The sequence below is a fragment of the [Leptolyngbya] sp. PCC 7376 genome (assembly GCF_000316605.1).
GTDB lineage: Bacteria > Cyanobacteriota > Cyanobacteriia > Cyanobacteriales > MRBY01 > MRBY01.
Map to the genome: position 1 here is coordinate 3,031,740 of NC_019683.1, position 26,852 is coordinate 3,058,591.

Here is a 26,852-nt window from a genome sequence, read left to right on the forward strand (position 1 = left end):
GGGGTGGAAAATACGGCCGAAACGAGGGAACTGCCCCTTATTTCAAGGCGTCGCGTTGCCACTGGCCATAGCGATCGCCATAAAAATCCAAAATAGCTGTAATTTTTTTGCGATTCTCGTCCGACAGATCTTCGGGATAGTGAATAATCATTGCCCCAATCTGACTTTGGAAATAGTCAAACTCCTGCGATCGCTGGGTTTCTAGCTCGACCATCACACCAGATACTTGCCGAAGATGGGCTGCCACTTCCCGATAAATAGCCAAGGGCAGTTTCTCAAGTACAAGTTTTTCTGCGATCGCCCCAGCGAGAATCTTTTGAGTCACCATAAAAACCAAAACACAGCACAACAACACCCAATTTTACCCCTAAAGCAGAAGCCGCCCCAGCAAACTAGGACGACTTCAAACGAATCAAATTCAGTTATTGCAGCTTTTCAAAGAAAACTACTTTTAACTTTTAGCCTTCAGAAGCTTCGGTGTCAGGAGAAGGGGAACTATCACGATCGGCAAGAAGCACATCATCAATTTCCTTGTAAACCTCAATGCCCAATTGCTCAAGCACAACGACAGGAGAGTTACGACGGAAATCAACCCGCTTCACTTTGACTTGACCATCCGCAATCAGATCGCCAACCTGCACATAGCGGCTGTATTCTTCATTTGGCGCTTTCACCATGATGTTATCAACACCATTGAGCGTCACGACACCAGTAACCTCCGTTTCCTCTGCAAGGCTAGCAGTGGGTAGATCAGGTAATATCGGCGAAAAATCTAGTGCCGAAGAAACAGACCCCGCATTACTCCCAGAATCAAGCGTAACTAACGTAGCATTATTATTACCGCCGTTATTAGCAACTGGTGTCGGAGTAGAAGGTGCAGACGGCGTACTAGCAACAGGTGTGACGCGAGGCACGTTCTGAGGAGGTGCAGCAACAGGCTCAGGAGGTGGCTCCGGCACAAAAGTCACAGAGGTGGGCTTAAAGGTAAAGTCGGCAAAGGGGTCATTCCGACCTTCAGCAGTCGCATTTCGACGGGCATCAGGGTCAGTGGAGGGAATAAACACAGGGCTTAATCTCGCACCAGAGCCACTTAAAAGATCTGAAGGTTCGCCTTCCTCTGGTTGTGCTTCTGCTTCAGGAGTTGGCGCTGCTGCGGGCGGCGTTGCGGGTGCGGTGGCTGTAGGTGCTGGCTGCTCAGTTGCTGGTTGTCCCGAGGTTTCTTCTGCAGGGGTCTCTTCATCCCCACCGGAAGAACAACTTCCCAAAACCACAGTTAGGGCCAGGGCGGGTATAAGAAGATGGAGTTTACGCATGACGGGAAACCTCGACGTTCACGATGCTATGTGGACTGCTTAAACAATAATAGAAAAAATACAGCAGGAAATACGCTTCTTGCCTGTAGATGCTTTATTAAATACAAAAATATAAAGTTTATTTTTGACTTAAGTTCATCATACCCCGATTTTTTTCAGACATCTGTACTTCCCGTAAAAGCTTGGGGTTAAGGGTGATGTCTTGGGCTTTCAAGTCTCTCAATATTCGTATTACAGTATGGTCTAGCTACTTAACTTTGCCGGATGCTCAATGATAAAGCTTTTTAAGCAATACGAAAAACTGATGACCCACTTGCTTATGACAATGTTGGCGATCGCCATCGGCCTTGGCACTCTTGATCTAGGCTGGGTGATTTTTCAGGATATTATTGCGCCACCATTCCTCATCCTTGGCACTGATCAGCTGCTGGATGTGTTTGGTCTATTTATGCTGGTGATCATCGGCATTGAGCTGCTAGAGACGATCATGAAAACCTATTTGGTTAAAGGTGAGCCCCATTTTGAGGTTGTTCTCTCTGTCGCCATTATTGCGATCGCCCGCAAAGTGATTATTCTCGATATTAAAACGATCGATAGTGAGAAAATGTTCGGCATTGCAGCAATCATTTTCTCCCTGACCGTCGGCTACTACTTTATGAAGCAAAGTCATAAGAATAGCGATCAAAAGGTGAAACTCTCCCTAGAAACACAAACAGTGGATCACCAAAACCCTGATTCAGACTAAATCGCCAGTGAAACGAACAAAGGTTCAAGATTTTAGCGCTGACCAAACTTTACTTCTGATAATTTCTGTTGATAAAACGCCAGACGATCTAACGCACCAAGCTGCTCTGCCATTTCAGCAGCCCTAATTAAAAAGATTTCAGCTTGTTCAAGATCTCCAAGCTCTGCATAGAGAAAAGCTGCATTTTCAACAGTCTTAAATTCTTCATTCAGGTTATTTTGTTCTCGCGCAAATTTAGCCCAACGGTTTAGCTCTTTAAAGGCTAAGTCCGTTTGATTCATAGTTTTACGAGTTAAATAACGACCTTCTAGGGCACGAAATTTATTTTCAAAATCCCTAATATCTTCTGCGGCAAGGAGAGCGTCTGTATAAGCAATAATTGCGCTTTCGCCTTGTCCTGCGTATAGGAAGGCATCACCTAAATTTGTGAGCGTCAGGGTTTCAGCTGCGGGATTTTTTGCTTCACGGTGGAACAGAAGAGCTGTTTGATACCGTTTAATCGCCTCGCCATATTCTCCTCGTAAAGTCGCAGCTAATCCGAGGTTGCTAAGACTTAAGCCTGCGGTTAATGCATTTTCTACAGAGCGGGCGATCGCCAAAGCATCGGTAAACACTTCCTCTGCCATGAGAAGATTACCTTCTTGCAGGAAAAGCGTTCCGAGATTATTTAGCGCAAACATCTGTGCCTGAAGATCGTCGCGATCACGGGCAACGGCTAACCGACGACGAAAGGCATTTTCTGCTTCAAGGGGTTCACCGAGAGCTACATAGGATTCACCGAGGTAATCATACGTGAGCCCTAAACTTTCTTCATCGCCAAACCGTTGATAGATATTGGCAGCCTTCAACCAATGAAATACAGCTTTATCGAGTTGACCTTGCTTTTCTGCTTGCTGTCCAAGTCGGAGCTGAAAGTCACCATCTTCCCGTCGGGTTGTTGTCGCTTCAGAGTTTTGTTTATTACGCCCCTGAGCAAAGGCTGGTGTCGTTCCCAAAATCCCCACACTGCCTAAGCTAATGAGAAGGCAAAGGGTTAATAAGAAAGGCAATGTAGAACGAAGGCGGAGCTGGAGCAACATGGTGACTTTTTGCAAAATTTATAGACAGGCGAAATCGCCTTTATCATAGCGACGAAAGACGATCATAGCTTACCCATTTTGCCTTGCATCGTATCTTTTTACTTCCATAGGGAAGGCGATCGCCACTAATTAAAATAGGGACGACAAGCCACGGCAATTTGTTCAATATGACGTTCATCAGTGCCACAACAGCCTCCCAAAATATTGATATGGGGTAGCTGTTTAAGAATTTCGGTATGGTCAGCGCCCAATTCCATAGGGTTACCAATATCTAATTCTGGCGCTGAATCCAGTTCTTCATGGCTCATTTTTGAAGCGTTAGCCCGTAAGCCTCGAATGCGTTGAATCCACGCAGCATCAGAATTACTCTGAAAAACATCTCGAAAATGAATGGGATGGGCGCAATTAATTCCGTAATAAGCCGTGTAACTTTTGGTCGCGTCATCAACAGCTTTAATTGCATTTTCCAGGGTTTCACCGCTGGGTAACTTGCCATCTGTCTCGACTGTAAAGAAGATAACCACTGGGATTGTTGCCTGTTGGGCAGCTAAGACAACTCCAATGACCTCATCAACATAATTCATCGTAAAGGCACTAACGAAATCGGCGTTTGACTCTGCAAAGGTATTGATTTGTTCTTGGTGATAATCCTTCGCTTGTGCTGCCGTCATCGCATCATCAATAGCATAGCCATCACCCCTTGGCCCAAGACAACCACTGATCACAAAAGGTTGTTCAGCTTCCAAATCCCCACGAATTTTTTCCATGAGCGTAATTAGTTCAAGGTTGGCAGCTTTTAATGTTTCTGGTGTGTAATCGAGGCGATCGCCCCAATCCTTATTCGCACGCCATGTGGGGGCTTCGAGAATAAAACCTGCATTAAATTTCTGGGCGATCGCCGCATAATTCCGAAAATATTCTTCAATAGCAGCCCGACCCAGAGGATTACGCATCAAATCGAACAAGGCAAAATGAGGCAACTCAAACCCTTTATCAAACAAAAAAGTTGTTTCTGCACCACCGTCAGTTAAGAAAAAACCACCATTGAGCTGAGGCAACGACGCACGATATTTACTCATATGTCCAAACCAAAATGAGAAAGATATTTTCTTGATCTTGCTCAATCAATTCGACAGCGTCTCAGGGCATTCACAATACTTTAGGGTTTATTTTTGAGGCAAAGGAATTTTCTGCTTTAAGTCGTGACGATGATTGAATACAAAATACCGGCACTAGACAATGGAAGTCCAAAATAAAATAGAGAATATGTGGGCAAGATAGCAACCGGAACGCGGTTTTTGAGCAAGGGAAAACTCAGCCAAAGGAGTATGTATATATCCCCAAAAGTTCTGACATAATCTCCGTAATACCCTAAGACTGTCAAAGTCAAACTAGAGAAAGCAGTTAAGATCAGTAAGCTACTCAAGCCCAGTTCCTTTTCTTTCCCCCAAGCTAAAAAATGACTGATACATAACAAGATTGCAGCGAATAAAATCAGTACAAAACTATAAGTTTCATATATAGATTTGACACTCAGCTCTGTTAATCCAAATTGAAAAATATATTGGATTTTTCTAATATCCCCAAAAAAGGAAAATACAAATTATTGGATGCTGCGGTGCCTAAACCAGAACCAACAGCCTGTTTGACATAGAAAGACCACAGCAGGAAAGGGATGCAGGCTGAACCTAATTTCACTAATGCCAAACGATCAATGCGTTCCCACAGTGCTGCGACAACTAATGAAATCCATACGATCAGTAAGGTTTCTCGGGTCAGACAGCCTGCCGCAATGGTGATCGCACTAAAACCATAGGTACGCCGACGGTAGAAGTAGAGGGAAGCAACGAGAAAAGCACTACTGACTAACTCTGCGGTTCCAAGGCTCAGAGTAATCCATAAAGCGGGTATCCCTAGGAGCCAAAGTGCATGGTTTGGATTTCTCTCTTGGTCTTCGAGATAGACACTGCCAATATAGACAATTGCAACGATAGCTAAATAGTTGACGAATACTAAGGCGTAGGGAATCAGAGCTGTCTTTCCTAATCCGAAAAGATAACCGAGAACAGGATAAAAAATACGTCGATATCGATAATTTGGCAGATCAATCGCGTCCACTGTTCCCGGGTGTTGCAAAGCTGGGTCAAACGCCATACTCAAAAACATTTGACCATCATGGCCCACTTCATCGGGAACAATCAAAGCCGTTTCAAGATTCAAAAAAGGCGATTTGGGAAACTCGGCACCAATACGAAAAAAACCAGTTATTTCTCCATTAAAAGCGACACTCCAAAAAAGGAAAATAAGAATAGCCGGGATGAGAAATAATGCTAACCAAAACAGTTTGGATCTAGTTGATAACACTGGTATATATAAATCTAAAGGTGTTTTCTGATCGATATCAGATCGAATTCTCTCATGAATCTCAAAGTTCAAGTTCGCTTCTTGTTCGATATTCGACATCCTGAACAGAGGCGATCGCCCATAGATTAAGTACACAGAAGCATCATGAAACCACTTCTAAAACTTGAGTTTTCGAGATAAGAGCGATCGCCGAGTCCGCTTTAATCTAAAAGAATTTTTGCTGCCGTCTCACATTGATCATTACGTTGTCCGATTTTAGGTAATTATCAATATCTTTATTTCTTTTTGATTTTCGGATCAGAAAATTTCATCCGATCAGTCTTATTGTGTCTAACTCTAAACCGAACAATATCGACCCATACAAGCCGCAACACGTTAAAATCGCACATAGCAAAAATTTATAAACCTACTCCCACCCTGCCGTCGTGACAGAAGCAAAGAGCTACAAAAATACCGTAAATCTGCCCAAAACTAGCTTTAATATGCGGGCAAATGCTGTTCAAAAAGAACCAGAATTGCAGAAATTCTGGCAGGAACAGCAGATTTACGAAACCCTCGCGGCAGACAACCCTGGTAGTACCTTCACTCTCCACGATGGCCCTCCATACGCCAATGGCGATCTCCACATGGGTCATGCTCTGAATAAGGTCCTTAAAGATGTCATCAATAAGTACAAGCTCCTCCAAGGCCACAAAACTCGCTATGTGCCAGGTTGGGATTGCCATGGTTTACCGATTGAGCTGAAAGTTCTCCAGAGCATGAATGATGAGGTACGTAAGAACTTAACGCCCATCAAACTTCGCTACAAAGCCCGTGATTTCGCGATCAAGACTCAAAAGAAACAAGCAAAAAGTTTCCAAAGATATGGTGTTTGGGGAGACTGGGAAAACCCTTACCTTACCCTTACCCCTGACTATGAAGCAGCACAAATCGAAGTGTTCGGTGAAATGGCGCTTAAGGGTTATATCTACCGTGGTCTCAAACCTGTTCACTGGAGTCCAAGTTCCCAAACAGCACTGGCTGAAGCCGAACTCGAATATCCAGAAGGTCATACATCCCAAAGTATTTACGTCTCTTTCCCCATCACGGAATTAAGCGACACAGCAAAAGAAATTCTTGGTGAATATGCGGATAGTTTAGGGGTTGCAATCTGGACAACGACCCCTTGGACATTGCCTGGGAACTTAGCTGTAGCCATCAACCCTGATTTGGAATATGCAGTGGTTGAAACCGATGGTACGCTTTGCGCTCAAAAATATTTGATTGTCGCAAAGGATTTGGCAGAAACCTTGACTGAAACCTTTGAATCAGCTCTTTCTATCAAAGGAAGTTTTAAAGGTAATGTCATCGAGCAATGTACCTATCAACATCCTCTCTTTGATCGAAAAAGCCCAGTTGTTGCGGGTGGTGACTACATCACAACAGAATCTGGTACAGGTTTAGTTCATACGGCTCCGGGTCACGGTCAGGAAGACTATATCACTGGTCAAAAGTATGGTTTACCGTTGTTGTCTCCTGTAGATGCAGAAGGGACGTTGACGACCGAAGCAGGTGAGTTTGCAGGTCTCAATGTCCTCAATGGCGCGAACGACAAAATTATTGAAGCACTCAAGGGCAAGCAAGCTTTATTAAAAGAAGAGGCTTATCAACATAAATATCCCTACGATTGGCGGACAAAAAAACCGACAATTTTCCGGGCAACTGAACAATGGTTTGCGTCGGTAGAAGGTTTCCGTGATCAAGCTCTTGCGGCAATTAAAGATGTTCAATGGATTCCAGCTCAAGGAGAGAATCGCATTACGCCAATGGTGGGCGATCGCAGTGATTGGTGTATTTCCCGTCAGAGAACTTGGGGTGTACCAATTCCTGTTTTCTACGATGAGGAAACCAATGAAGAACTTCTCAACGAAGAAACCATTAATTACGTTAAAGAGTTGATCGCAAAAGATGGCTCCAACATTTGGTGGCAAAAGCCTGTGGAAGAATTACTCCCCGAAAGCTATCGCAATAATGGCCACACCTATCGCAAGGGAACTGACACCATGGATGTGTGGTTTGATTCAGGTTCTTCCTGGGCAGCGGTCGCCAAACAGCGGGAAGGAATGGATTACCCTGTCGACATGTATTTAGAGGGTTCTGACCAGCACCGTGGTTGGTTCCAGTCGAGCTTGCTCACTAGTGTGGCCGTCAATAATTGTGCGCCTTATAAAACCGTTTTGACTCACGGTTTTGTGCTGGATGAAAAGGGTTACAAAATGAGTAAATCCGTCGGAAATGTGGTTGACCCAAACATCATCATTAATGGCGGCAAAAATCAGAAAAAAGAGCCTCCCTATGGCGCTGATGTGTTGCGTTTGTGGGTTTCTTCGGTAGATTACTCTTCGGATGTTCCTATCGGTCAAACGATTCTGAAGCAGTTGGCGGATGTCTACCGGAAGATCCGCAATACAGCGCGTTTTCTCCTCGGTAATATCCATGATTTTGACCCCGCAAAGAATGCGATCGCCTACGAAGATTTAGCAGAACTAGATAAATATATTCTCCATCAAGCGAGCAATGTTTTTAGTGACGTGACAGAGGCATTTGAGAGCTTCCAATTCTTCAAATTCTTCCAGAAAGTCCAAAATTTCTGCGTGGTTGATCTTTCTAATTTTTACCTCGATGCCGCAAAAGACCGTCTGTATATTTCGGATACAGATTCTCCTCGCCGTCGCAGTTGCCAAACTGTCATTGCCCTAATTCTTGAGATGCTCACTAAGGCGATCGCCCCGGTACTTTGTCATATGGCAGAGGATATTTGGCAAAATCTTCCCTACGAAACTAGCGAAAAATCTGTCTTCGCTTCTGGGTGGTACAAGCTAGACGAGCAATGGGCAAGCGATGAGGAATTATTCCAGAAGTGGGAGCAGTTACGAGAAATTCGTAACGGCGTTAATCAGGTACTCGAAAAGGCTCGTACCGAAAAAATGATCGGTGCGTCCCTTGAAGCAAAGGTCTTGATGCGTGATGTTGATGGCAAACTTACTGATTGGCTGACAGCACTAAATCCCAAGGAAAGCCTAAATGACGGCAATCGCGTGGATGAGCTGCGTTATCTATTGTTAGTTTCCCAAGTGGAATTCGTCACGGAGACCCTCGACAGTGAGCAATACCAAGACACCATTGAATTAGCCGACGGAAAACTTCAAGTTGCAGTTCAAAAAGCCGACGGAGAAAAGTGTGATCGCTGTTGGAATTATTCAACCAGTGTGGGTTCTTTTGCCGATGACCCGACGATCTGCGATCGCTGTAATGAGGCTCTCGTCGCAAAATTCTAAATAATTAGTAAGCGGGAACTCCTCCCGCTTTTTTTATACTTTTCCAATGGATTTTCAACAATTTTTTTCGTATCTACTGGCCCCAAATCTGCGCATGCCAATTGGGATTGTATTGGCTTATCTCGGCGCACTTGTTGGTAGTGCAGAATTACTCAGCCGCACCACCAATATGAGTCCTGAGATGACTCGAAAAATTGTTCATATCGGCAGTGGCAATGTGATTTTAATTGCGTGGTTTGGGAATATTCCGGGAGAAATTGGCATTGCAGCGGCATTTGTAGCAGGCTTGATCGCATTAACTTCTTATTTTTTACCCATTTTGCCAAGTGTCAATAGTGTGGGTCGCCAGAGCCTTGGCACTTTTTTTTATGCGCTGAGCATGGGGATTTTAATTTGGTGGTTTTGGTCAATTCAGCAGCCTTATTTTGCGGTGCTAGGCATTCTGATTATGACTTGGGGTGATGGTCTTGCCGCCGTAATTGGAAGTAATTTTGGCAAACATCCTTACAAAATTTTTGGCAATAAAAAAAGCTATGAAGGAACCGCCACAATGTTTCTTGTTAGCTTGGTGATCGCCCTACTCATTCTGTCTACTCTTTCCTTACTCGCCTGGCAACAATTAGTAATTGCTGCAGTTATTGCGATCACCGCAACTTTTCTCGAAAGTTTTGCCCAGTTCGGCATTGATAATCTATCTGTTCCTGTGGGTAGCGCGGCGATCGCCTTTTACTTGAGTCAATATTTTGTCTCAATCTAAATTGCCTTAGGAAAAGAAGTAATCTTGGCGATCGCCATCAACTCCAAATTTCCATCAGTAATTCTCAGATTTTTGACACTAAATTCTAAACCGCTAAACATTAATGAGTTCAAATTCAGCAGCTCCAGAAGAGTATCCTGCAGACTCTCGCACAGCACATCGAACTTCTCATCGCTATCAGAACGTCCAACATTCTGGAAGGCGATCGCCTTTCGGTGGACGTCGTAACCAACCGTAAACTCCAGCATCAAATCTTGAGTCACATTAGTATCCTTATGACCTACCACCATCTGTACACTCAATAAATTCGGTGTCGTAAAATCGCAGCTCAAATCATTTACCACACAGCCATTATGAGTCGAGACTTGTAACTGGCGATAAAGCGCATCGTTCACATCAGCTGTACTCACACCTAGCAATGCATTCCCTAAAACAGGTTGACGCAACTGAACATTACCCATCAAAGCTTTAAAAGGATGCACAGAAATATTCTCAATTAACAAGGAAAAATCTGTCGCCCGAAATCCCTTAGAAGTCACAACATTTTTCCCTTCCATCGCGAATGCAGACACGATTCCTTGGGACAACTCTTGTGGATCAACCTTGACATTCACAGAAAAAGACTCGGACTCTTTCATCTGACTAGACAATGCTGCAGTTGCGATGCGATTAATCGTTTGTTCGCCCAAGCTGTCGAGATTCTTTAGCATTGTAGTCAGTCTCATTAATCAATAGCTCCAATAAGATAACGCATTCCCTACCTCATTCCGAACATAAAAAAAGCCTCCACAATGGAGGCTAAACGCTTTAATCAATAGAGACTTAGAGCGCGTTACCACGAGGAAGAACTTCCTCAGGGAATACAAATTGTTCGTGAATTTGGTCTTGCGGTGCCATCCATGCACGCATTCCTTCGTTCAACAAGACGTTCTTTGTATAGAATGTCTCGAACTCAGGGTCTTCCGCTGCGCGGAGTTCCTGCGATACGAAGTCATATGCACGTAAGTTCAACGCCAATCCAACAATACCCACAGAGCTCATCCAGAGGCCTGTTACGGGTACGAATAGCATGAAGAAGTGCAACCAACGCTTGTTGGAGAATGCAATACCGAAAATCTGACTCCAGAAACGGTTTGCTGTCACCATCGAGTAGGTCTCTTCTGCTTGGGTCGGTTCAAACGCGCGGAACGTGTTTGCCTGCTCACTATCTTCAAACAATGTGTTCTCTACTGTCGCTCCGTGAATCGCACATAGTAGTGCGCCACCGAGAATACCCGCAACACCCATCATGTGGAAGGGGTTCAGGGTCCAGTTGTGGAAACCTTGTAAGAAAAGAATGAAACGGAAGATTCCTGCTACACCAAAGCTAGGTGCAAAGAACCAGCTAGACTGACCCAATGGGTACATCAGAAATACACTGACGAATACCGCGATAGGACCAGAAAAAGGCGATCGCGTTATAAGGACGAATACCGACCAGACGAGCAATCTCGAACTGACGCAGCATGAAGCCGATCAGGCCGAATGCACCGTGCAGGGCGACAAAACTCCACAGGCCACCAATTTGGCACCAGCGGGCAAAAGTTCCAACCAGCTTCAGGACCCCATAGGAAAATCAGGGAGTGACCGAGGCTAGCAGCAGGGCTAGATACCGCTACAGTCAAAAAGTTACATCCTTCTAGGTAGGAGGACGCTAGTCCGTGGGTGTACCAAGAAGTTACGAAGGTCGTACCAGTCAACCATCCACCCGTTGCTAGAAAAGCACAGGGGAAGAGTAAAATACCGGACCAACCGACGAAAACGAATCGATCTCGCTTCAGCCAATCGTCGAGGACGTCAAACCATCCCCGCTCTTGGGAGGCGCGTCCGACTGCAATAGTCATAGGGACGAAATCTCCAAATCTAAATTAATGAGTAAATATGATTTCAGGTCTACAAGACCAAACTGTGGAAGCTCAAGATAAATGATAAAAACTAGCACAATTGTGAGAAAAATTTACTTTTCTTAACGAACTATTTTAGGTTAGGAATCAGTTTTTCGCCAGTCTTGCTATGAATTTTGGTAAAATTTCCTTTGTAAAAGGGAAATACTTTGCAAGGCTGTTCTCCAAAAAGATGAAAGTAAGCACTTAATGAAAGTAAGCATTCATAAAAAAATGAATGATGATATCTTTCTAAAGAGCCACAGCTTTGACTTAATAGTTTTGATTCTTCTCCCTAAATATCTCTAATTTGAACTCTTTGTTGATGGATATATTCTCAAATTAGACTTTGAGTCTCCAAAAGGCAGGCCACCACGAGGTGCAGTTGAGATAAATGTACTATCCCAAAAACAAAACTGATGTTAATGCCATAGTCTATTGGTTCCCCATCGAGTCCATCGTTGTATTGAGAAGTAGCTCTTGCGACGACATCCAGAGAATTTAAATATTCAACTGTTTCCTTGTGTGCGAGAGCAACACCCTTAATCGGTAAAAGCTTACGATATATATCAGTGGCTGGATAGTTTTAGAATGAGGAGAGAGTCTGCATCTAGATTAAAAATGCCAGCTGCTGATAGTGATGACCTACGATGTAAAGCCCTTGATGCGGTAGCACGAGGTATCCCGAAAAAAGATGTCTGTGAAATGTTCGGTATTAGCCTTAATAGTCTGTATCTCTGGATACAACGACTAGAGAAAACATGGAGTCAGACCCCCTCGGCAAAGCCGGTGGCTTGATGAGTGTGACTGCCTCAAGGGCAGATGACTTTGTCAGAACTTTATTCCCTTGTCCCTAAAAACGAGCGCTTTAGTCTAATGCCTTCTGGTCTCGAATATACTTTTTCTCTGACTCTATAGCAGTGGTCAAAAGAGTTAAGAGGATGTCTGAAAAGTCTTTATGTTCGATAAATACTGCGTAAATTCCGCCAGGTTGATCGCCTGAAGTACTTATTTTTACGTGCAACTCATTTCGACAAAAGTTACGGTCAGACCCTTTTCAGACATCCTCTAAGACGTAGCAGAACGAAAAGTCATATCCATCGCATCTCTCAGAGATGGAAAGTGTTTGAATTGTTTTCGAATGCGGCTTTTCAACAAAGACCAGCACCACTAAATCTTGTTCAAATCTGGTGAATAAGGAACGTGAGTTCTGGATAAGGAAATGAGACTCTAATTGAGTTAGAGAGAAGGTTTCTTAGGCTGATGACAATAGGCAATCAAGCCACACAGCAAATTGACGCAGAAGTTCGCTGGACTACGATGTCTAGAGTGCTCAATCTGAGAAATGTTCTTCAGTTGGTCAATCACGGTTTCAATCAAAGCTCGTTTACGAGCGATGAATGTATCTTGCCAGAGCATCAAGTGATTCTTCATATTGCGGCGAGGTTTAGCAATTAACATCACATCATGTTCTTCTTTGAGATGTTGTGCCAGAGCTTGGGACACATAGCCCTTATCTCCAAAAACTTTGCCGAATAAATTCCGTAACAGTTCAACGACAGGCTTTCTGTCATCAATATTGCCAGGAGTGATTTGTACATGAAGTAATTCTCCTCGGTCATTAATGACCAGATGGAGTTTGAAGCCAAAGAACCACCCAACAGAGGTTTTACCTCTAGCGGCATGACCGTTAAAGACTCGATGTTGGGCAATACGGCGATTGTGACAAACTTTGATACTGGTGGCATCAATGAAACTAATGCCTGTGCAATCTCCATAACAGTCACATAAATAGGCACATAGAGGCACTAAGCTGGAGGGCATCCATGCCACAAAGCGTTGATAACTCACTGCTTTGGGAAAGGCTTTTTGCCAATAGTGTCGCACCATCAGGAGATAGAAATGCTTGAAATTACGATAGTGAGATTGATGAAATGCAATCAGTATCGTCATCACCTCACTCAAGCTTAGGCTTCTAGAACGGTGACGATACCTTTTGCAAGAGCTAAGTAATTCTTGATGCCACTGAGGTTCAAAGACCTGGCAGAAATCGTCAACGTCACAAAATAAAGCGTCTAAACTAAGCATAGGGGAAAGCTGTGGATTGGTTTCAACTGCCACGATATGAGCTTTCTTCTTTTCTTTCCTTATCCAGAACTCAAGTTAATGAATCATTTCTACAAAAGACATCGCTATCCAAGCGAGATAATCTGCCATGGCATCTGGCTCATTAGGAGAAAAAATGATGATTCATTAATGTTGACTAAAGCACTCGTAAGATACTGGGCACATCTTTAATCGCTTCTAAGCTTTTGATTTCATTTAGAGCTTCACGGAAATTTGCCTCGTACACATCGTGGGTCACTACAACGATTTCTGCACAGTCATCTTTTAGGCCAATTTGTACAACAGATTCTAGACTCACTTGATGATTACCGAAACAAGTCCCTAGATCCCCAATCACTCCAGGCAAATCTTGCGATAAAAAACGAGCGTAAAAACGAGTTTTGAGGGTATCGATAGATAAGGTCGGGCTGTAATGTTCGTGGTTGCAGCCTAAGAGGGGGTTTAGTGTTTTTTCGGATTGGTCTCGGACGGTATTGTCGGAGTGTAAAAGTCCTAGAACATGGACAATATCGGATACAACGGCACTAGCGGTTGCGCCTGCACCTGCACCAGGGCCATAGAGCATCACTTCACCCAAAGGAGAGCCTTCGACGAGAATGGCATTAAAGACGCCATTAACATTGGCGAGGGGATGTTCTTCCGGTACAAGCGTAGGGTGAACGCGTAGTTGTAATGCTTCTTCTTCGAGGTCAGGCCGCTCGGCGATCGCCAAGAGTTTAATCACAAAGCCTAGTTTTGTTGCGAACGTAATGTCAGCGGCGCTGATTGAGGTAATGCCTTCACAATAGACATCTTCTCGCTTAATTCGTCCACCAAAGGCGAGGGATGCCAAAATCGAAATTTTATCGGCCGCGTCACCACCACCCACATCTGCTGTGGGGTCAGCTTCGGCGTAACCTAAATCTTGAGCATCTTTGAGCACAGCCGCAAAATCAGCGCCATCCTGAGCCATTTTGGTCAAAATGTAGTTTGTTGTGCCATTGATAATGCCAATAACGCGACTAATATGATTAACGCAAAGAGACTGCTTGAGTGGCGTAATAATCGGGATCCCACCGCCAACAGCTGCCTCTAATAGGACATAAACACTCGCTTTATTTGCCGCTTTAAAAATTTCTTCGCCATGTTTCGCAATCACTGCTTTATTTGCTGTGACGATATGTTTACCGTTGGCGATCGCCTCAAGGATGAGTGTGCGGGAAGGCTCTAGACCCCCCAATAATTCCACAACGATATCAACCTCTGGATCAGAGACAATTTCATTGAGATCCGTGGTGAGACACCCATCGGGCAAATCAATTTTACGAGGCTTATCTAGCGATCGCACCCCAGCCTTTTTGAGAGCGACTTCACCGAGCAGTGGATGACGACCCTGAGGCGTAAGCAATATTTCTGCCGTCCCTGTACCAACTGTCCCTAAGCCCAATAAACCGATTCCGATAGCCACAATTTTTCTCTAGCGCAACATCAATAAGATATTTTTATTATCGCCTATTAGCTGATCTACGGGAACCAGAACTGGACTACTTTACCTGTGTCAGTTGCAAGCTGTAGGGATGAAATTCATTGTCTTGGCGCGAACCAACCCAAACTTCGTAAGGCCCCGGTTGCCATTCACCAGCAATCACTGGATCTTGATCCGAAGAATCGTCGTTACACCAAGTGCCACCGGGTCCACGCACTGCCAAAACTGTATCGCCAGTACTTTCGACGGCCAGTTTTAAATAATTAAAATATGTTTTGAGTTCAATACGATGATCGGCTCGTTCGTCGATATATCCTAAACAAGCCCCAGTAGGAGTTTGTTGAACCCCGAGCTGGGTCATCGCTTTGGCATCTCCGCCACTAACTCCTTGGAGTGTATACGGATCTGGGTTAAACCCAGATCGAAGGGCCACACTCTCAAATACAGACTGCTTTGAGGCATCCTGGGCAACTGCAGGGGCGATCGCCACACCTAGACCCATTACTCCTAATATTGTTGTTGCAAATATCCGGCGCATCATAAAATTTCTTCCGACTCACATCACGATGAAAGACGTAAACCAGCCACTAGGGTTCCACTAGACTTCCAACACACTAAGACTAATAGCTTAACGAGATAACATCACTAACAAACCCTGTTGACCGAGAAGTATTTCCCGTAACAACGTTACAATCCCCACCCAAATCACAGGTGAAATATCAATACCACCAAGAGGAGGGACAATTTTGCGAGTTGGCACAAGCAGAGGTTCTGTTGGAAATGCAATTAAACTTAAAGGAAACTTGCCTAGCTCAGCCTGTGGATACCAAGTCAGCACAATTCGAAAAATAAAAAGTAAGGTAAATGCTCCGAGAAGTAGATTGAGAGCAATCGTGCTAGCCAGTAACCAAGTCATTAAGCGATCCTCGAAAATACCAAATCAAAAAACGTTAGTCTATCCTAACTTTTCTGGCGGCAGGACTAAAGGAAAATCTTCAATTGGGTTGGCGATCGCCTCAAGTCTTACATCATGTGCTGCTGAATGAAGTTCGTATCAACATCAGCCTCTAGGAAAACAGGATGATTCAGAATTTTTTGATGGAAACTGATTGTTGTCGCAACGCCAGTAATCGCACATTCCCTGAGAGCACGTTTCATGCGACGGATTGCGGTATCCCGATCAGGCCCCCAAACAATTAATTTGCCGATTAGAGAATCGTAATAAGGAGAAATAACGTAGTCGGTATAAACGTGGGAGTCCATCCGCACACCAGGGCCACCGGGGGGAAGATAACCGCTGATGGTACCGGGAGTCGGGCGGAAATCATGCTCTGGATCCTCGGCATTAATCCGACATTCGATTGCATGACCACGAAGCTCAATATCTTTTTGGCTATAGCTGAGGCGATCGCCCTGAGCTGCCTTAATTTGTTCTGCAATCAGATCAAGACCCGTCACCATCTCTGTCACAGGATGCTCTACCTGAATCCGAGTATTCATCTCCATAAAGTAGAAATCACCATTTTTATCGACGAGAAATTCGACCGTACCCGCACCAACGTAATTAATTGATTTTGCTGCTTTGACCGCAGCTTCACCCATGCGTTTACGGAGTTTCGGCGTCAGAATTGCGCTGGGTGCTTCTTCTAATAGTTTTTGGTGACGGCGCTGAATCGAGCAATCCCGTTCACCGAGGTGAACGACATTACCGTGTTGATCCGCAATAATCTGAAACTCAATGTGGCGGGGACGTTCAATAAATTTCTCGATGTAAACTCCCCCATTACCAAAAGCGGCTTCTGCTTCACCTCTGGCAGAGCGGTATAAACGAGGTAATTCCTCCGGATTTTGCACAAAACGCATGCCCCGGCCACCACCACCAGCTGTGGCTTTAACCATGACGGGATAACCCATTTTTTCCGCAATTTCTAATCCTTGTTCCTCCGTTGGCACAAGGCCAGGACTACCCGGAACAGTGGGAACTTTCGCCTTCTGCATTGTTTTTCTGGCAGTGGCTTTATCACCCATAGCAATCATGGCTTCAGGGGCAGGCCCAATGAATTCAATTTGGTGATCGGCACAAATTTCTGCAAATTTCGCATTTTCGGCTAGGAAACCGTAGCCAGGGTGAATAGCGTCAGCATTACTACTGAGAGCAGCGGCAATAATATTAGGAATGTTGAGATAACTTTTGCTGCTCTGGGGTGGCCCAATACAAATACTCTCATCGGCAAGCTGCACATGGAGGGCATGGCGATCTACGGTGGAGTGCACTGCAACTGTTTTGATACCGAGTTCCTGGCAAGTATGAATAATCCGTAGGGCGACCTCTCCGCGGTTGGCGATGAGAATTTTTGAAAATTGCATGATGGTTTATTGGCTGTTGCGTCCCACTCTCGATGGGTAGCCAACATTATCATGGCAAGGGGTGACGCTCGGCAAGCGAGTTTCAGTTGCAGGCGATCGCCTATTGGATATTAAAAAGCTTTAATAACCGAAGTTTGGGCTGACTTTAATAAAGACCGCGGCGGAATTCGTCGGCATCGTCATCCTTCTGATAGGGAGAAGGGGGACGATCTGTACTCCAGGCCCACCAAACTGTTTCACATTCGCATTCATAAAATTCTTGCCAACGGCGACGATGTAAGGAATCGGTGACCGGAGCATAACGGTTAAGCCAAGCGCGTTTTGCTTTGAGAGGAGTTTCTTGGCAACTAGGACAACAAAAGTCCATGGCATGGGTCGCATTCTGGATCCATTCGGGAGGGAGTAGGCTGAAGGCATCCATAGGAAAGTTGGTATTTTTTGCTTAATCTTTCTGGGCTAGTTCTATGGTAGCGGCTGCTTTGGCGATCGCCTTTTGTAAGTCATGTCTTCTTAAAATACTGGAATGAGACACCGAAATTTATTGCCAAATCCAAAAGGGGACATTATCGCGAATATCCCCTTTCAAAAGTCGTTTAATTTAGTTTTCGCTGGTGTGACCCAGGAAATTTAAAACAAGGTACTGCCGAGTGCACCACCCACAGCTTGTAGCAAAAAGATCGCGACAATCGGCGAGAGGTCAATACCACCTAGAGGCGGAATAAAGGATCGGAAAAAGTTTAGATAAGGGTCAGTAACAGGAGCTAAAAAACCCATGGCTTGCATCGCCCAATCGGCAGTCTGAAACCAGCTCAGTAAAATTCTTACGATGAGGAGAATAATATAAATTTGGACAAAGTTGCCAAGACTGTCCTGTAGCAATTGTGCGCCGTCCATAGTGTTAGATAACCGATTAGAGATATGTATTCAGCCTTGATTTTAACCGATTATTTCCCGAGCGATAGTTCGGTTATTAGGAATTGGTGTGTTCTTGTCCGTTGGGGGAGTGAATCACTGTCATTTGTTGGCGTACATCGTCGATTGCTCCATTGAGTTGGGCGATTTTATTTTCGAGGCGACGGCGAGCCATTTCCATATTTTCCTCGGCATCAAATTGGAGTGGCTCTTCTCCCTCGATCCAGTCTTCGTCACGGCTGGCTGCTTGCTGTTTCACTCGAGATGCGGCGATCGCCCCAGCTACTCCACCAATAACACCACCGAATAGTGCACCCAATAAAAAACCGCTACCAAATCCAGACCGCTGACTCATTGTTCTAATCCTTTTATTTCCTCAATATTCTTTCCAGAATAACGGTTGGGATCGCTCTTGCCTAGGGAATTTTGCAAAGTTTTTGTAAGTCAACTTTTACATAAATTTAGGACTGATTTCGCGGCAATTTTTACGGTCAATCGTTGGCTGCGGTTTTTCGCTCTATTCGGAATTATCAGTTTGTCCCAAAGGTGCGATCACCGGCATCCCCTAAGCCTGGAACAATATAACCTTGCTCATTTAGCTCTTGGTCAATAATCGCGGTATAGACTTGCAATCCTTCGTAGGTTTCGCTTAGAGCCTTAAGAGCAGGAGGCGCTGCTACGGTTGCCACGATCCGAACATTTGCTGGATTTACGCCTCGCTTAATGATTTCTGCCATGGCTGCCATGATTGTGCCACCCGTTGCCAACATTGGATCGAGAAGCAAAACACGGGTTTCTTCAGAAAATTCTTCGGGGAGATTATTGAGATAACAGCTGGGTTTTAGAGTCTCTTCGTTGCGCTTGTAGCCCAAGTGGTACACCGAGTTAGTGGTGATCGCTTCCTGTGCTCCCTCTAATAGGCTCAAACCGGCTCGCAAAATGGGGATCGCGACAATTTCAGCTTGGGGGTGAATTAAAGTCACAGGAGCTGGTGCGACAGGGGTTTCGACGGCAGCTTCTAAGGTTGGTAGCCAGTAGCGAGAGGCTTCGTAGGTGAGCCATTTACCCAACTCTTTCATCGCTGTTTTAAACAAAGGCGTTGGTGTATTTTTGTCACGGGCGATCGCCAACCAATGTTTTACGAGGGGATGGTCGGGGACATAAACACGTAATTGCAAGGACATGGGCAATTTTTCGGCAAATAAATGCGACAAATGAAATGGGGTATTTTAAATTAGCATAAGCCTTTGTCTGTCCTGAAAGATTTGCACTTCCTCATCTAGTCCGAGGGCGATCGCCACGACCGTTTAGACAAGCCAATACTTCGCAACCCTTTGAGAGAAAAGAATTAAGATGCCGCCAGTGCCAAATTATGCCGATGACGAATTTGTAATTACTATTGCGCCACTTTCTTTTGACGAGATGTATCGCCGGAGCGAAGATCCTGCCAGTGGTGCGGTGGTTGTGATGAGCGGTACCGTGCGCAATAAAACAGATGGCCAAGCCGTTAAATATCTCGAATATCAGGCTTATGAACCGATGGCAAAAGTGGTGTTTCAGCAAATAGCCCGCCAAATTCGCAGCCAGTGGCCAGATGTAAATCGAGTTGTGATCCACCATCGCGTTGGCAAACTTGTGATTGGTGAAATTAGTGTCCTAATTGCAGTGAGCACTCCCCACCGTGCAGAGGCATTTGCGGCTTGTAAATTTGGGATCGATACTTTGAAACACAACGCGCCGATTTGGAAGAAAGAGTTTTTTTCCGATGGTGCCAGCGAATGGGTACAAGGTTGTCGCGCTGAAGCAGAATAGTCCTAGCTTTATTACCCGCCAATTTGAGACATAGTGCGTGAATATTGCCCTAAATCACTACCCATTTCCCGCAACTTAAAATTCACTTCTGGTTTGATATCCAATAGGTGTTGCACTTTTTGCTGAAGGATTTCGCTACTGATATTCGTTCTAAGGGCAGTTTTGAGATCAAGTTGATCGGCCTCATTCAGCAAACATGGCCTTAACCAACCATCTGCTGATAACCGCATCCGATTACAGCGATCGCAGAAACATTCAGACATCTGCGAGATAAACCCAACTGTTCCCTTTGCCCCTGGAATTTGGAAGACATCGGCAGGCCCATTGCCTTGTATTTCCCCCTCTGTTAATCCCCATCTTTCGCGAATCTGCTGGCGTAGCTCCTCCGACGGAATCCAAGCGCGTTCATCAAATAGATCACCATTGCCAATTGGCATAAATTCGATAAACCGCACGTGCCAATTACGATCGAGGGTTAATGCGGTCAAGTCTAAAATCTCGCTATCGTTTACGCCAGGGATCACCACGACATTTAGTTTGAGGGGATTAAATCCTGCATCATAGGCAGCCAAAATCCCCCGCCAAGTTTGATCCCAACGACTCTTGCCATAATTGCCAATAATTTGATCAAAGGTTTCTTTATTAAGAGAGTCAAGACTAATATTTAGGCGATTTAAACCCGCTTGGTAAAGATCTACCGCAACTTTTTCAAGTAAAAAGGCATTAGTTGTCATCGACAAGTCTTCTACCTCCGGCAGTTGGGCGATCGCCTCAACGAGAGAAACGAGATTTGGACGTAGAAGTGGCTCACCACCCGTTAGCCGAAATTTACGAAAGCCAGTTGGAATAAAGACCTCGCGGATAAGTTTCAAAAGCTCTTCATTACTGAGGAGTTCTGGAGTGAGTAAATACTGCAACTCAGCATCATCAGGAATACAATACCGACACCGAAAATTACAACGATCAATTAGGCTAATACGCAAATAATCAACCTTATTCATATCGTCGACTGACCCCAAAAAAATTAATAAAAGTCTATTTCGAGGATACAGAAAATAACAATCCTTTGTCTGACTTAGATGAGACTTTCACAAAAAAACAATGTGTGTTATTTTGTTCTGATATTTAATTCCTTTAAGACCGTTTTTTTGAATACTTTTTCAGCAAGTTTCTTTACTGAACTTTATGGTGCAGCCAAGCTTCATAGCGTTGTATCAAAACGGAGTGCGCAAATTTTATGTTTGTTTGCATTCCTTGTTAACTTCACGAGGGATCTCTGCTGAACGTGACCACTACTCCCCTAAATAAAACAACCGACACTGACTCTAAAGCAAACAATTTGCAACGACAAATGCTCGTAATTTTAGATTTTGGTTCGCAATATTCTGAGTTGATCGCCCGTAGGATTCGTGAGACAGAAGTTTATTCTGAAGTAATTTCCTATCGCACCACTGCAGAACAGTTAAAACAGCTTAATCCCCGAGGCATCATTTTATCGGGTGGCCCTAGCTCGGTGTATGACGAGTTTGCGCCTGAATGTGATCCTGAAATCTGGAACCTAGGCATTCCTGTACTAGGTGTTTGCTATGGCATGCAGCTCATGGTGAAGCAGCTCGGCGGCACAGTCGAGCGCGCTGAACACGCAGAATATGGCAAAGCATCTCTTCAAATTGACGACCCGACGGATCTCCTCACTAATGTGGGTGAAGGCTCGACAATGTGGATGAGCCATGGTGATTCTTGTGTGAATCTACCTGATGGATTTGAATTGCTTGCTCACACGGACAACACGCCCCGCGCAGCAGTTGCCGACCACCAACGTAAGCTTTATGGTGTGCAATTCCATCCAGAGGTAGTACATTCCAAAGATGGGATGGCGCTCATCCGCAATTTTGTATATCACATTTGCGAGTGTGAGCCGACTTGGACGACAGAAGCTTTTGTCGAAGAATCTATCCGCGAAATTCGTGCCCGCATCGGTGACCAAAAAGTATTGCTAGCTCTTTCTGGTGGTGTAGACTCCTCCACGCTCGCTTTCTTATTAAACCGGGCGATCGGCGATCAGTTGACCTGTATGTTTATCGACCAAGGCTTTATGCGAAAGGGTGAGCCTGAGCGGTTGATGGAGATTTTCGATGAGCAATTTAATATTGCTGTTGAGTACATTAATGCCCGCGATCGCTTTATCGATATGCTCGATGGTGTGACCGATCCTGAGAAAAAACGTAAGCTTATCGGTCATGAATTTATTGCTGTCTTTGAGGAAGAATCGAAGCGTTTAGGGCCTTTCGATTATCTTGCTCAGGGAACGCTTTATCCTGACGTAATCGAATCTGCAGACACTAATGTTGACCCGAAAACAGGTGAGCGTGTCGCCGTCAAAATTAAGAGCCACCACAATGTTGGTGGTTTGCCCAAAGATTTACGGTTTAAACTTGTTGAGCCACTCCGCAAACTTTTTAAAGATGAAGTTCGCAAAGTTGCGGCAAATATTGGCTTACCTCAAGAAATTATTCGTCGTCATCCTTTCCCTGGCCCCGGCCTAGCAATTCGGATTATCGGCGAAGTGACTTCCGAGCGCCTTAATATTCTCCGGGATGCTGATTGGGTCGTGCGGGATGAGATTAAAAAGCAAAATGTCTACAGTGATTTTTGGCAAGCATTTGCTGTGTTGCTCCCGATCCGCAGTGTTGGTGTAATGGGTGATAAACGCACTTATGCCCACCCAGTTGTGTTGCGGATGATCACTAGTGAAGATGGTATGACGGCCGACTGGGCACGGCCTCCCTATGAACTCCTTGAGACGATTTCTAATCGCATTGTCAATGAAGTAAAAGGTGTAAATCGTGTGGTTTATGACATTACGTCTAAGCCCCCTGGAACCATCGAATGGGAATAGATTTATTATCAATTGCAATTGACTAGAAGATTAAAAGTCTTCTTAAGTCCCTCTTATTCAGAGGGACTTTTTTTGTGCAAAATTACGGCCTGTAAAATGAAAAAGTTCTCAAAAAAAATGAGAGCTCAATTATATTTCTGTTCGTTTTTTCGTCTTTATTTTGGCAACTTACAAGAATGTTTTAGCGGGATAAATCTCTATAGACAATGGTTTGAAAAGCAGCGGGTTCGAGGAATGTTTCTCCCCATTTTTCGTCAAAGGCTGCGGTTGGGTCAGAGGCAATAAATTCTTCGAGGGTTTTGCCGCTGGCGATCGCCGTCAGAGTAGTGGCATGAACTACCCTCAGCATATTGCGATATTCCACAAGTCCTGTACAGTCAGTGATCTCTCCATGACCTAGAAGAATCACTACGCCTTCTTTACCTAGGTTTTTATTGCCATCTGTATGATCAAAATGCCAGTGAGTATTGATGACAAATTTGATCGGTTCGTCGATGAACTTGGCGATCGCCCCTTTGATTTTTGCAGTGAGCGGCGTAAATTGGTCATCCACTAAAAATACGCCGTCCTCACCCACCAAAACACCGATATTGCCGCCTCGTCCATACAACACATAAATATTTTCGGTGATTGGGACAGTCTCAATTTCCACTTGGCTAAAATTCTGGGCAAACTACTGGCACCGCAGTGAGGATTGCAGCAGACCTTAAAATAGTAGAGCTGATCGCGCTGAATCGACGCAACATAGACAAAGACTCCCACATAATTTTTTAAAGTCTAGTGTGAAGCGATTTTCTAGATTCATACTTTGAGTTAAAGGTTAATATTCTCTAGGGAGAATGATTTAGTTGATCATGAATCCTCGTTGAAATCTCAATATTTTCTGTAATCAAGTTTGATGTGTTTTAGATTGTTTAAATTATCTTTTTGCAAATGACTATAGATGTAACAGAACTCCAAAACTTTGCTTTAGATTTTTTACAACAGCGACTCACAAATCCCGACGTCTCTGAGCAAGAAAAAGTTGATATTGCCCTCGGAATTCTAAAGCTTCAATCTCTCCAGCCTAATGAAGTGAATTCATCCATCGCGAGGAATCATGCTTCAGGAGAAGAACTGTCTGGAACGCTCCCAATTCCAGAACTATATACTCTCAGTGAAAGCTGGCAAACATGGCTAATCGAAAACAAGCTTAGGGGAGTCTCGGATCAGAGTTTAGTAGAGATTTTAACGGGGCAAGGTATTACGCAGGAAACAGCGAATCACGTTGTATTTGCTTTGCCTCAGGAAGTTAGTTTTGCTTATATTCAGCCACAATGGCGATCGCTCCAACAGCAAAAATTGATTGCAGAGTTATATCGAGAGAAAGAGCAGACCGCGGATCTTGATATTGACTATCGTAACCAACTTGCCATCGATGATTTTAAACGGCATTACTATCAAGCAAATCGCCCTGTTGTACTGACTGATTTAGGTGGCGATCGCCCCTGGCAGACAGCAGAAAGTTTGGCGCAAACCTTTGGTGCACATCCCATTACTCCTCTGAAGTTCCCTGAATTATCTTCTTCCGCCAATCTCACCACACTTTCGGAGCGTCCACTGCCCGATACCGTGGGAGATTATTTGGCGATCGCCGAACCACAGGTCTATATAAATTTCGATCTAATAGAGCTTGGCACAGAGGCGATCGCCAACGCTTACGCTACTTACCCACGATTAAAGACTTATCTAAACAGTGAGATTCCTGCCGAAAACCAAATCTTCTTGTGGCTGCAATCAACATTCTCAGCTTTTCCACTCCAAGCGAAAGTCGAGGATTTATTGATTGTGCAACTTTGGGGAGAAAGTCATTGGCATCTAGCAGCACCTTGGCAAAGCGAATTTCTTTATGGCGATGAAAACTGGATTAGCTCAATCGATCTTGAAGACTACAACGAACAGCGTTATCCACTCTGCCCCGAGGCGAAGTTTTACTCACTCACCCTCACCCAAGGCCAAGCACTCTTTATCCCAGCCTTATGGTGGCAGCAATGCCGTGCTATCGAGACCAGCGGACAACTCTGCTTCCGGAATATACGCACTAAGTTTCCTTAGCCTCAGAAATGATGCTCTGAATTCTCAGATTTCAACAAAATCAATATTTCTGAGCGTGATTAGGGCGATCGCCAACAGAAAAAAAAGAGCAGTCTCGTAAGACTGCCCCAAAATAATTGAAATTTAAACGTTATTTTTCAAAAAAATACTCATAAACCGAAAAAATTAGCCATCGAGAAAATGACGATTAGTCCTCATGATCCTCGAAGGGGTCATCAAGCTCAACAGAAGGCGGGCCAAAGGCTGTGTACACTGAAAAGCCAGTTACTGCGATCACGACCGCAGCGATACCGATGCTAAGAACTGTTGCAGAATCCATGTTTATATCTCAGATTATGATTACTCTTCCCCTATAATATTACGGAACATTACAAAAATCCTTTACGATCTCTGAATCCTATGGCACAGCGTACTCGACTGGGAGACATCCTCAAGCCTTTGAATTCCGAATACGGTAAAGTTTCCCCCGGTTGGGGTACAACTCCTTTGATGGGCGTATTCATGGCTTTGTTTTTGGTATTTCTTTTAATCATTCTCCAAATCTACAACTCTTCCTTGATCCTCGATGGCTTTGAGGTTGATTGGACAGCTCTTGGTCTCTAAATCATTAAATTTAAAACCTTTATAAAAAATAAATTTAAGTCTGGGTCTACCCAGATTTTTTTTGTCCATTTTTAGCAGTCAGCAAAGTTTAAGCCGACAGCCCGAATCAACCAATCATCATTCTGCTGAAGTTAGTGATCGGTTTAGGGTTATAAGGATTGGATTGCTAAGCGACAGAGAAGAACTGATAGGAGCTGGACTGTAAGTTCGCGTAATCTGCTAACTCCAAATCCTCTTGGAAAATGGTGTCGATCGCCAACATTCGACCATCAGCAGTGAGGAATTTATGGTCTGGTGTCGCTCGAATAATCCCGCCATTATCGAGTTGGTACTCAAACATCTGGCGATCGCCCTACATCAAATAGGGATGAGTATCATATGAAATCAGAGAAAATTATAGTCAGGGCTAATGGTTACAACGCTTATACCGATTCATGAACAGCGGGTACTTTTGTGGGGGGTCAGTTGGTCTACCTATCAGGCTCTAGTGTGGGATCTCGCGGAAAACCGAACAAGCGTTTAACCTACGATAATAAATGGCTAGAGATTATGACCCTTTTACCAGAGCATGAGGCAAATAAGCGGTTATTAGGGCAGATTGTCGAGGCAACAACGGAAGAATTAGGGTTAGAGATATATAGTTTGGGTTCGACGACTTGGGGTCGGGAGGATTTGCAGGGAGGTTTCGAACCGGATGAATGTTATTACATTACTTCTGAGGCGCAGGTTCGGGGCAAAACTCACATCGATCTGATGAGAGATCCACCGCCTGATTTAGCAATTGAGATTGATACCACCAGTAGTTCGCTAGATCGATTAGCAATTTACGCGAGCTTGGGCATTACAGAAGTCTGGCGTTTTGATGGTAAGAGACTGACAATTTATGTTTTAGAGAATGAAGGATATCAAATTCAAACTCAATCAAAAGTATTACCAATCCTCAATCGATCTAAACTCTTAGAACTTTTGGGGAGACGTAACCAGCAAGGAGAAAATTCATTAATTCGAGAATTGCGTAATTGGCTTAATCGAAAGATATAGTCGAGTTGTCAATAAGTGCTTAATTAAGTAGGATA

Annotated in this window: 28 protein-coding genes and 2 pseudogenes; 9 read left to right on the forward strand and 21 right to left on the reverse strand. The window is 44.3% G+C overall.

Features of this window, described 5'->3' with window-relative positions; genetic code table 11:
* Window positions 1–37 precede the first annotated feature (37 nt).
* On the reverse strand, window positions 38–328 hold the full coding sequence (locus LEPTO7376_RS13560; protein ID WP_015134738.1) for a hypothetical protein: 291 nt from the start codon (window positions 326–328) through the stop codon (window positions 38–40).
* Window positions 329–458: 130 nt separating this feature from the next.
* Window positions 459–1,313 (reverse strand): hypothetical protein, encoded by an 855-nt coding sequence (locus LEPTO7376_RS13565; RefSeq protein ID WP_015134739.1) that lies wholly within the window; start codon window positions 1,311–1,313, stop codon window positions 459–461.
* Between the two features lie 304 nt (window positions 1,314–1,617).
* Between LEPTO7376_RS13565 and LEPTO7376_RS13570 the strand changes: the two genes are divergently transcribed.
* Window positions 1,618–2,058 carry a phosphate-starvation-inducible PsiE family protein gene (locus LEPTO7376_RS13570; RefSeq protein WP_264308898.1) on the forward strand — a complete coding sequence of 147 codons (441 nt, stop codon included), beginning with the start codon at window positions 1,618–1,620 and terminating at the stop codon, window positions 2,056–2,058.
* Between the two features lie 32 nt (window positions 2,059–2,090).
* Here LEPTO7376_RS13570 and LEPTO7376_RS13575 read toward each other — a convergent pair whose 3' ends face one another.
* From LEPTO7376_RS13575 to LEPTO7376_RS13585, 3 genes are all read right to left on the reverse strand, one after another.
* Entirely contained in the window at window positions 2,091–3,137 is a 1,047-nt protein-coding gene (locus LEPTO7376_RS13575) for a tetratricopeptide repeat protein (RefSeq protein WP_015134741.1), read from the reverse strand.
* Between the two features lie 125 nt (window positions 3,138–3,262).
* Window positions 3,263–4,216 (reverse strand): homocysteine S-methyltransferase family protein, encoded by a 954-nt coding sequence (locus LEPTO7376_RS13580; protein ID WP_015134742.1) that lies wholly within the window; start codon window positions 4,214–4,216, stop codon window positions 3,263–3,265.
* A 463-nt stretch (window positions 4,217–4,679) separates the two neighbouring features.
* Window positions 4,680–5,600, reverse strand: coding sequence for an AZOBR_p60025 family cell surface glycopolymer formation protein (locus LEPTO7376_RS13585; protein WP_051188778.1), 921 nt, complete (start codon window positions 5,598–5,600; stop codon window positions 4,680–4,682).
* 326 nt (window positions 5,601–5,926) lie between these two features.
* On the opposite strand from LEPTO7376_RS13585, the gene ileS reads away from it, so the two are divergent.
* Complete coding sequence (gene ileS, locus LEPTO7376_RS13590; protein WP_015134743.1) at window positions 5,927–8,818, forward strand: isoleucine--tRNA ligase; 2,892 nt, start codon at window positions 5,927–5,929, stop codon at window positions 8,816–8,818.
* Window positions 8,819–8,864: 46 nt separating this feature from the next.
* Window positions 8,865–9,575 (forward strand): diacylglycerol/polyprenol kinase family protein, encoded by a 711-nt coding sequence (locus LEPTO7376_RS13595; protein ID WP_015134744.1) that lies wholly within the window; start codon window positions 8,865–8,867, stop codon window positions 9,573–9,575.
* Here LEPTO7376_RS13595 and LEPTO7376_RS13600 read toward each other — a convergent pair.
* Both LEPTO7376_RS13600 and psbD read right to left on the reverse strand, forming a co-directional pair.
* On the reverse strand, window positions 9,572–10,300 hold the full coding sequence (locus LEPTO7376_RS13600) for a DUF2993 domain-containing protein (RefSeq protein WP_015134745.1): 729 nt from the start codon (window positions 10,298–10,300) through the stop codon (window positions 9,572–9,574). The genes LEPTO7376_RS13595 and LEPTO7376_RS13600 overlap by 4 nt on opposite strands.
* 97 nt (window positions 10,301–10,397) lie before the next feature.
* Window positions 10,398–11,458 (reverse strand): annotated as a pseudogene (psbD, locus tag LEPTO7376_RS13605) (photosystem II D2 protein (photosystem q(a) protein)).
* 660 nt (window positions 11,459–12,118) lie between these two features.
* Between psbD and LEPTO7376_RS25750 the strand changes: the two are divergent.
* Entirely contained in the window at window positions 12,119–12,295 is a 177-nt protein-coding gene (locus LEPTO7376_RS25750) for a helix-turn-helix domain-containing protein (protein ID WP_015134746.1), read from the forward strand.
* Between the two features lie 270 nt (window positions 12,296–12,565).
* Here the strand turns inward: LEPTO7376_RS25750 and LEPTO7376_RS27665 are convergent.
* The 10 genes and pseudogenes from LEPTO7376_RS27665 to upp all read right to left on the reverse strand — a co-directional run.
* Window positions 12,566–12,697 (reverse strand): annotated as a pseudogene (locus LEPTO7376_RS27665) (IS630 family transposase); the annotation flags it as partial.
* 39 nt (window positions 12,698–12,736) lie between these two features.
* Window positions 12,737–13,585, reverse strand: coding sequence for an IS982 family transposase (locus tag LEPTO7376_RS13610; protein WP_015134747.1), 849 nt, complete (start codon window positions 13,583–13,585; stop codon window positions 12,737–12,739).
* A 175-nt stretch (window positions 13,586–13,760) separates the two neighbouring features.
* On the reverse strand, window positions 13,761–15,071 hold the full coding sequence (locus LEPTO7376_RS13615) for a homoserine dehydrogenase (RefSeq protein ID WP_015134748.1): 1,311 nt from the start codon (window positions 15,069–15,071) through the stop codon (window positions 13,761–13,763).
* A 76-nt stretch (window positions 15,072–15,147) separates the two neighbouring features.
* The gene (locus LEPTO7376_RS13620; RefSeq protein ID WP_015134749.1) at window positions 15,148–15,630 is read right to left on the reverse strand and encodes a hypothetical protein; all 483 of its coding nucleotides are present in this window, start codon (window positions 15,628–15,630) and stop codon (window positions 15,148–15,150) included.
* An 87-nt stretch (window positions 15,631–15,717) separates the two neighbouring features.
* Complete coding sequence (locus tag LEPTO7376_RS13625; protein ID WP_015134750.1) at window positions 15,718–16,005, reverse strand: YggT family protein; 288 nt, start codon at window positions 16,003–16,005, stop codon at window positions 15,718–15,720.
* Window positions 16,006–16,112: 107 nt separating this feature from the next.
* Window positions 16,113–17,456, reverse strand: a complete 1,344-nt coding sequence (gene accC / locus LEPTO7376_RS13630; protein WP_015134751.1) for an acetyl-CoA carboxylase biotin carboxylase subunit — start codon at window positions 17,454–17,456, stop codon at window positions 16,113–16,115.
* 145 nt (window positions 17,457–17,601) lie between these two features.
* Window positions 17,602–17,877, reverse strand: coding sequence for a hypothetical protein (locus LEPTO7376_RS13635; RefSeq protein WP_015134752.1), 276 nt, complete (start codon window positions 17,875–17,877; stop codon window positions 17,602–17,604).
* A gap of 206 nt (window positions 17,878–18,083) precedes the next feature.
* A complete protein-coding gene (locus LEPTO7376_RS13640) occupies window positions 18,084–18,350 on the reverse strand; it encodes a YggT family protein (RefSeq protein ID WP_015134753.1) in 267 nt (88 codons plus the stop codon).
* Between the two features lie 76 nt (window positions 18,351–18,426).
* Entirely contained in the window at window positions 18,427–18,723 is a 297-nt protein-coding gene (locus LEPTO7376_RS13645; RefSeq protein WP_015134754.1) for a hypothetical protein, read from the reverse strand.
* Window positions 18,724–18,898: 175 nt separating this feature from the next.
* Window positions 18,899–19,552 (reverse strand): uracil phosphoribosyltransferase, encoded by a 654-nt coding sequence (gene upp / locus LEPTO7376_RS13650; RefSeq protein ID WP_015134755.1) that lies wholly within the window; start codon window positions 19,550–19,552, stop codon window positions 18,899–18,901.
* A gap of 169 nt (window positions 19,553–19,721) precedes the next feature.
* On the opposite strand from upp, the gene LEPTO7376_RS13655 reads away from it, so the two are divergent.
* Window positions 19,722–20,180: a molybdenum cofactor biosynthesis protein MoaE gene (locus LEPTO7376_RS13655; RefSeq protein WP_015134756.1), complete on the forward strand. Its 459-nt coding sequence runs from the start codon at window positions 19,722–19,724 to the stop codon at window positions 20,178–20,180.
* 11 nt (window positions 20,181–20,191) lie between these two features.
* Here LEPTO7376_RS13655 and moaA read toward each other — a convergent pair whose 3' ends face one another.
* Window positions 20,192–21,181, reverse strand: coding sequence for a GTP 3',8-cyclase MoaA (moaA, locus tag LEPTO7376_RS13660; RefSeq protein WP_015134757.1), 990 nt, complete (start codon window positions 21,179–21,181; stop codon window positions 20,192–20,194).
* Between the two features lie 350 nt (window positions 21,182–21,531).
* Here moaA and guaA point away from each other — a divergent pair, with 350 nt between their 5' ends.
* Window positions 21,532–23,079, forward strand: coding sequence for a glutamine-hydrolyzing GMP synthase (guaA, locus tag LEPTO7376_RS13665; protein ID WP_225901217.1), 1,548 nt, complete (start codon window positions 21,532–21,534; stop codon window positions 23,077–23,079).
* 181 nt (window positions 23,080–23,260) lie between these two features.
* On the opposite strand, the gene LEPTO7376_RS13670 is transcribed toward guaA, so the two are convergent.
* Window positions 23,261–23,731, reverse strand: coding sequence for an MBL fold metallo-hydrolase (locus tag LEPTO7376_RS13670; protein WP_015134759.1), 471 nt, complete (start codon window positions 23,729–23,731; stop codon window positions 23,261–23,263).
* A gap of 281 nt (window positions 23,732–24,012) precedes the next feature.
* Between LEPTO7376_RS13670 and LEPTO7376_RS13675 the strand changes: the two genes are divergently transcribed.
* Window positions 24,013–25,173 carry a cupin-like domain-containing protein gene (locus LEPTO7376_RS13675; protein ID WP_015134760.1) on the forward strand — a complete coding sequence of 387 codons (1,161 nt, stop codon included), beginning with the start codon at window positions 24,013–24,015 and terminating at the stop codon, window positions 25,171–25,173.
* 187 nt (window positions 25,174–25,360) lie between these two features.
* Here the strand turns inward: LEPTO7376_RS13675 and psbN are convergent, their stop codons facing one another.
* Window positions 25,361–25,492 carry a photosystem II reaction center protein PsbN gene (gene psbN / locus LEPTO7376_RS13680; protein ID WP_015134761.1) on the reverse strand — a complete coding sequence of 44 codons (132 nt, stop codon included), beginning with the start codon at window positions 25,490–25,492 and terminating at the stop codon, window positions 25,361–25,363.
* Between the two features lie 80 nt (window positions 25,493–25,572).
* Here psbN and psbH point away from each other — a divergent pair, with 80 nt between their 5' ends.
* On the forward strand, window positions 25,573–25,776 hold the full coding sequence (gene psbH / locus LEPTO7376_RS13685) for a photosystem II reaction center phosphoprotein PsbH (protein WP_015134762.1): 204 nt from the start codon (window positions 25,573–25,575) through the stop codon (window positions 25,774–25,776).
* 166 nt (window positions 25,777–25,942) lie between these two features.
* On the opposite strand, the gene LEPTO7376_RS26465 is transcribed toward psbH, so the two are convergent.
* Window positions 25,943–26,116, reverse strand: coding sequence for a hypothetical protein (locus LEPTO7376_RS26465; protein ID WP_160148460.1), 174 nt, complete (start codon window positions 26,114–26,116; stop codon window positions 25,943–25,945).
* Between the two features lie 149 nt (window positions 26,117–26,265).
* Here LEPTO7376_RS26465 and LEPTO7376_RS13690 point away from each other — a divergent pair, with 149 nt between their 5' ends.
* Complete coding sequence (locus tag LEPTO7376_RS13690; protein WP_264308899.1) at window positions 26,266–26,817, forward strand: Uma2 family endonuclease; 552 nt, start codon at window positions 26,266–26,268, stop codon at window positions 26,815–26,817.
* Window positions 26,818–26,852: the final 35 nt, after the last annotated feature.